Annotated in this window: 4 protein-coding genes and 1 pseudogene; 3 read left to right on the plus strand and 2 right to left on the minus strand. The window is 45.4% G+C overall.

All coding sequences use genetic code 11. The features are described from left to right. Positions 1-392 (minus strand): annotated as a pseudogene (locus LC574_RS23910) (hypothetical protein); the annotation flags it as partial. A 1,325-nt stretch (positions 393-1,717) separates the two neighbouring features. Between LC574_RS23910 and LC574_RS23915 the strand changes: the two are divergent. Continuing rightward, positions 1,718-4,075 (plus strand): ribonuclease R family protein, encoded by a 2,358-nt coding sequence (locus LC574_RS23915; RefSeq protein WP_229456052.1) that lies wholly within the window; start codon positions 1,718-1,720, stop codon positions 4,073-4,075. Here the strand turns inward: LC574_RS23915 and LC574_RS38215 are convergent. Further along, on the minus strand, positions 4,057-4,185 hold the full coding sequence (locus tag LC574_RS38215) for a hypothetical protein (RefSeq protein ID WP_267871649.1): 129 nt from the start codon (positions 4,183-4,185) through the stop codon (positions 4,057-4,059). The genes LC574_RS23915 and LC574_RS38215 overlap by 19 nt on opposite strands. 66 nt (positions 4,186-4,251) lie before the next feature. Here LC574_RS38215 and LC574_RS23920 point away from each other — a divergent pair, with 66 nt between their 5' ends. Together LC574_RS23920 and LC574_RS23925 are read left to right on the plus strand one after the other, a co-directional pair. Beyond that, positions 4,252-4,872 (plus strand): flavin prenyltransferase UbiX, encoded by a 621-nt coding sequence (locus tag LC574_RS23920; protein WP_229456053.1) that lies wholly within the window; start codon positions 4,252-4,254, stop codon positions 4,870-4,872. Between the two features lie 166 nt (positions 4,873-5,038). Further along, a partial coding sequence (locus LC574_RS23925) for a LapA family protein (protein WP_229456054.1) occupies positions 5,039-5,570 on the plus strand: 532 nt, incomplete at its 3' end.

Raw genomic sequence — 5,570 nt, forward strand, 5'->3', positions numbered from 1 at the left:
GTACAAATAGAAGGCGGTATCGATATTTCTTTGTCGCTGACTACTGGCCACTGACTACTAACAAACTCCTGATCTTTTGCAGAGGAATAAGCAGCAGACTCATTCAATCCATCTTTGGTATTCAAGGAAGGGTTTAGCTGCGCTGGGGGAATTGGATTTGAGCTAAATGCCACTGATTGCTGTGGTGCATTTGTAATACCCAAAACTATCAACGCCCTGGTTCTGGCTTGGTCTTCTGCTGCTTCTACTGTTTCTGCTGCTGCCATACCCGTAGCACGGGTTACGCCTTCTATTTGTACGCTTGCCCGGACAATATATTTTCCTTGAAAAATTTGCAATAATTCAGAAATCAGACTGCCTTTGGGATACAAGCTCTGGAATTGAGCCAACATAATACTGCTACCAATCTAAATATTTTTAATAACGGAGTTGATACTGCCTGTATGTTCAAGCTAGCTCATCTGCCCTTACTTTAATTTACATCCACTCGATACCCAGGATGCCTGCCAATATTGCTTACTATATGTCATCAGTTTCTTGGTGGGCTATGAGTAAGCATAATTCTCTATCAAGGTGATATTCTTGCTTTGCCTTGTGTCCCAATTGTAGCAGTAGCTCTTTTTTGACGAAATTTTTGGCTAGTGCTAACTTATCTGGGTAGTCTTGCCTGCAATGCTATACTGATTACCCAACTGGATATCTAGAACTATTTTCTGGAAGTGCGCTCTAAATCTACAATAATGGAGATAAGGTTCGCCCTCACTGCTTATTAAGCTGCTCACCTAATTGTTACCGATTCTACATGTGGGAAAATTGGGTTCATGGCAGTTCCGCCTAGTTCAAAATCAGAGTCTAATGTCGTAAAATTACCTTCACTCTAGACAATCAAACACCTGTAGTTTCCACGTCACTTGTTCCACTTGGGGAAACCCCAAGACCCTCCGGGTTCGGCAGTCCCCCAGACGCTCGTTCGCCCTTGGCGTCTCACGCCACTTGCTCCACTTGGGGAAACCCCAAGACCGCAGTGGCTCCCCTTGGGAGAAGACTCGCTAACGCTGCGCTATCGACGGGAACCGCCAAGACGGGGGCTGCCTCACCGCAGTGGCTCCCCTGCATAGCGCTTTTGGGCAGTATGGATTCTCTAAACCCAGCTTCTCAAAAACCCGTCGCGTAATTACCTAGCGGGGCTAAATCCTAATCAGGCGTGTAATCTTAAGTTTGGTTAGGTGAAGAGACTTGAACGCAGGCGAACTCTGAGAGCATCGTGCAGTGAGAAGTTCGTAGACGCCCAGAGTTGTCTGTGGATCGCCTTCCTTTGCTCGAAACTGCGGGAGTAGTTTATTGCTCTTGCAGGGTCGGGCTTCCTTTCCTTAGAACTTAGGAAGTCTTGCCTCTGAGCAATTCGTTTCTAACTTGTTTCTGTAAGCCGTGAGGGTATACAGAAAAGAACCAGATTGAATAAGAATTCAGAATCAATATAGTGGGGAATTCAGACCCGCCACTATAAAAGTTGACCACAAAACAAGAAAATTTTTGTGGGGAACTTAAACCCCTTGATTCAGACGCTTGCGGACTCGCTACCGCAACGCTTACGCCAGCGATGCACTGAGCCTGTCAAAGTGTCACACAGAATTAAATTCTGAATTTTGGCTCCTGACTCCTGAATTCTGTTTTGTTAAACAAAAAATGATGTTTTGACCAAAGGTCGGTTCACTGCATGGAATTTTCAATCGCTACACTCCTTGCCAATTTCACCGATGATAAATTGGTAGCTCGGAAGGTTTTAGAAAAGAAACTTGGCTGTGAAGATGAAAAAAGTTTACAAAAACTTCACATTGCCTTAGATGTTCTCGAAAAAATCGGTATTTTAGTAAAGGAACGGGGCAAGTACCGCCGTGTCTCAGAAGAGGGAATAATCGAGGCAAAACTTCGTTGTTCTAGTAAAGGCTTTTGCTTTGCTATTCAAGATGTGGAAGGGGCTGAGGATATTTACATCCGCGAAAGTCATTTGAGTAATGCTTGGAATGGCGATCGCGTTTTGGTCAGAGTTCTTAAAGAAGGTAGTCGCCGTCGCTCTCCTGAAGGGGAGGTGAAGCTGATTCTAGAACGTTCCAACCACACCTTACTGGCACGAATTAAACAGGTGGAAAGCGGTTTTAGGGCTGTGCCTTTAGATGATCGATTGCTGTTTGAACTGAAGATTCAGCCTAACGAGGCAAAGTTGGAAGAAGCGATAGATCACTTGGTTCATGTAGAAGTTTTGCGTTACCCATTGGCACAATATCCTCCCCTTGGTCGAGTCGTGCAAATCCTCGGTAGCGATGCCGAAGCTGCTGCTGATATAGATTTAGTTACGTGCAAACACGACCTTTCCCGGACTTTTCCAGATAATGTGCTAGATGCAGCCGCCAAGTTGCCCAAAAAGCTACTCAAAGCAGACCTGAAAAATCGACTGGATTTGCGTAATTTATTTACCTTCACCATTGAAGGAGTAAATGGCGATACAAAAGTTATAGAAAACGCTTTTAGTTTAGAAAAAAACTTAGCCGGAAATTGGCTTTTGGGCGTTCATATCACCGATGTTTCTCACTATGTCCAACCTGACGAAGCCCTAGATAGAGAAGCACTCAAACGGGGCAAATCAGTGTATCTGGGAGAATTAGTGCTGCCAATTTTGCCCCCAGGTGTGGTAGAACGCTGTTCTTTAGTACCTGGGAGCGATCGCTTAACTATCTCTTTTTTAATTACCGTTGATCCCCAATCTGGACAAGTCCTAGAGTGGGAAATTCAACCCAGTGTAATTAACGTCGAAACTGCACTGAGTACCGAACTTGCCCAAGCAATTCTCACTGGTGAAGCTCAAGATCAATCCCCACAGATTTCCCAAATCCTGCAAGACCTCCAAGCCTTGCAAACAGCCGTGAAACAAGTACGGTTGAATCGTGGTAGCCTCCAGTTGAATCTGCCACCCAGCCAAAACGCCTACTATGATGAGGGGATTCTCGGCGCTGTGGTGGTGAATGATTTACCAGTGCGATCGCTACTCACGGAGTTGGTACTGTTAGTTAATCAACTGGTAGCAACTCACTTAAATGCTCTTGGTGTTCCCGCCATCTGGCGAGTCCAAGGCACACCCGATGTTGAAGATGTCCAGGAAATGCTAAAATTGGCAGTCAATTTAGGCGTTGACCTCACACTAGATCCAGAAGTCGATATCCAACCCTTAGATTACCAACATTTGACCACAGCTTTTGCTGAATCTCCCTCTGAGCAAGTTCTTACTTACTTATTACAAGATACACTAAAGCCATCTGCGTACAGCACCACCAAAGGATCTCACTTTGGTCTGGCACTACTGCAATATGTCCATTTTAGCGCTCCCTTGCGGCGTTACCCAGATTTGCTGATGCAGAGAGTGTATTACGCGCTACTCGAAAACGGACGCGATCGCCGCAATACCCGTGTGAGAGAGCGTGTTAACCTGCGCCACTCCTCCAGCCACGAGGAAATTAACTGGAACGTTTTACCCCCAGAATTGCAACAAGAACTGCAAAGCGATTTAACTAGGGTAATTGTCCAAATCAACGACCGAGAAAAAGAAGTCCAAGAAGCTGAAGCCGATTTAGCCGGACTGCAAAAAGCCCAACTGATGAAGCAACGCATCGGTCAGGTATTTCAAGGGGTAATTACCGGGGTTCAATCCTACGGTTTCTTTGTGGAAATTGAAGTACCAGCCGCCGAAGTGGAATCCAACAGTAGTAATCCTGGTGTGCCTTTGAGGGTAGAAGGATTGGTACACGTCAGTTCTCTCAAAGATGATTGGTATGAATATCGCGCCAGACAACAAGCACTGTTTGGTCGCAAAAATCGCGCTTCTTACAGATTAGGCGATCGCGTCGCCGTCCAAGTAAAAAGTGTCGATTACTACCGTCAACAAATTGATTTGGTAACAGTCGGTAGCGATGGCGTAGCCAGAGGTTTAACTGGCAGTCCTTCCAATGATGAACTTTCAGACCTCTACTTACCACATGATATTGAGCCTGATGACCTAGACCCTTACTCTGAGGATGAGTAAAGTGAAAAAGCTCTTGAGCAGGGAGCAGGGAGTGATGAGGGAGATGAGGGAGATGAGGGAGATGAGGGAGATGAGGGAGAAATAAGCAATGCCCAATGCCCAATGCCCAATGCCCAATGCCCAATGCCCAATGCCCAATGCCCAATGCCCAATGCCTCTTATAAACTAAACATTACGTGTCAAATAACACCAAACCTCTAATTTTAGGCGTATCGGGCGCATCTGGTCTGATTTACGCTATTCGCGCAATCAAATTTTTGCTAGAAGCGGAGTATAGTATTGAATTGGTTGCCTCTAAATCAACTTACATGGTTTGGCAGTCAGAACAGGAAATTCGGATGCCACCAGAACCAACTGGGCAAGAACAATTCTGGCGAGAGCAAGCTGGAGTCGCAATTTCGGGTAAACTCCGCTGCCATCCTTGGGGTGACGTTGGAGCCGGGATTGCCAGTGGTTCATTTGCCACTCTGGGGATGATAATTATTCCATGCAGCATGAGCACAGTGGCAAAGCTAGCGGCTGGCTTGAGTTCCGATTTACTAGAACGGGCGGCGGATGTCCAACTCAAAGAAGGACGAAAACTGGTCATTGTCCCGCGTGAAACGCCTTTTAGCCTCATCCACCTTCGTAATTTAACCTCTCTAGCAGAAGTTGGAGTGAGAATTGTCCCCGCTATTCCTGCCTGGTATCATAATCCCCAAACCATTGAGGATTTAGTGGATTTTGTAGTTGCCCGTGCTTTAGATCAACTAGATATTGACTGCATCCCAATTCAGCGGTGGCAAGGTCGTCGCTAACACCCTCAGTGGATTTATTGTAAATTTCACAATAGTCCTAAAAAGGTAATGATAGAGATGGCTGATAGTGTCAGTAGTCAGTGAACAGTAATTAGCGAAGAATAATCAGACTGATAACTGACCACTGACTACTAACCACTGATAACTGACAACTGACAAAATTGCTATGGCTGTAATTCGCTTAATTCTATTGGTGGCAGTACTGGGAGGACTAACGCTGTTATTAGTCCAAAATTTCTCACCTGCCCTATCGCTAGTATTTTTGGGCGTGCGAACTCAACCATTACCACTAGCTATATGGATTTTGTTTAGTACTGCCATTGGTGCTTTCACATCTATATTAATTAGTACCTTGTTTAACTTATCCAATTATTTTGGGGGAAGACAACGCCAAACTCCTGACCGCCGAAGCACAACGCCTCGTGCGAAGGCAACCCGTAGAGAAGAATTTACATCTCGCCCTGCCAGTTCTCCACCACCAGCTAGTAAAAAAGAAGAGACTACTAGTGATGTATTTGATGATTGGGAGACAAATGGCAGTAGAAATGATGATTGGAACTTTGATGAAAAGTCAGAGGAAGCACCTACTCCTAATCCTCAAGCTCAACAGCCTAAAGACTCTAAAACTTACGAACGTCAATCAGAAGCCAAAAGCAGTTCTCAGTCTGGTTCAGTTTACTCCTACAGCTACCGCGAAC

This window comes from Nostoc sp. CHAB 5715 (assembly GCF_020829685.1).
In the GTDB taxonomy this organism is placed as follows: domain Bacteria; phylum Cyanobacteriota; class Cyanobacteriia; order Cyanobacteriales; family Nostocaceae; genus Nostoc.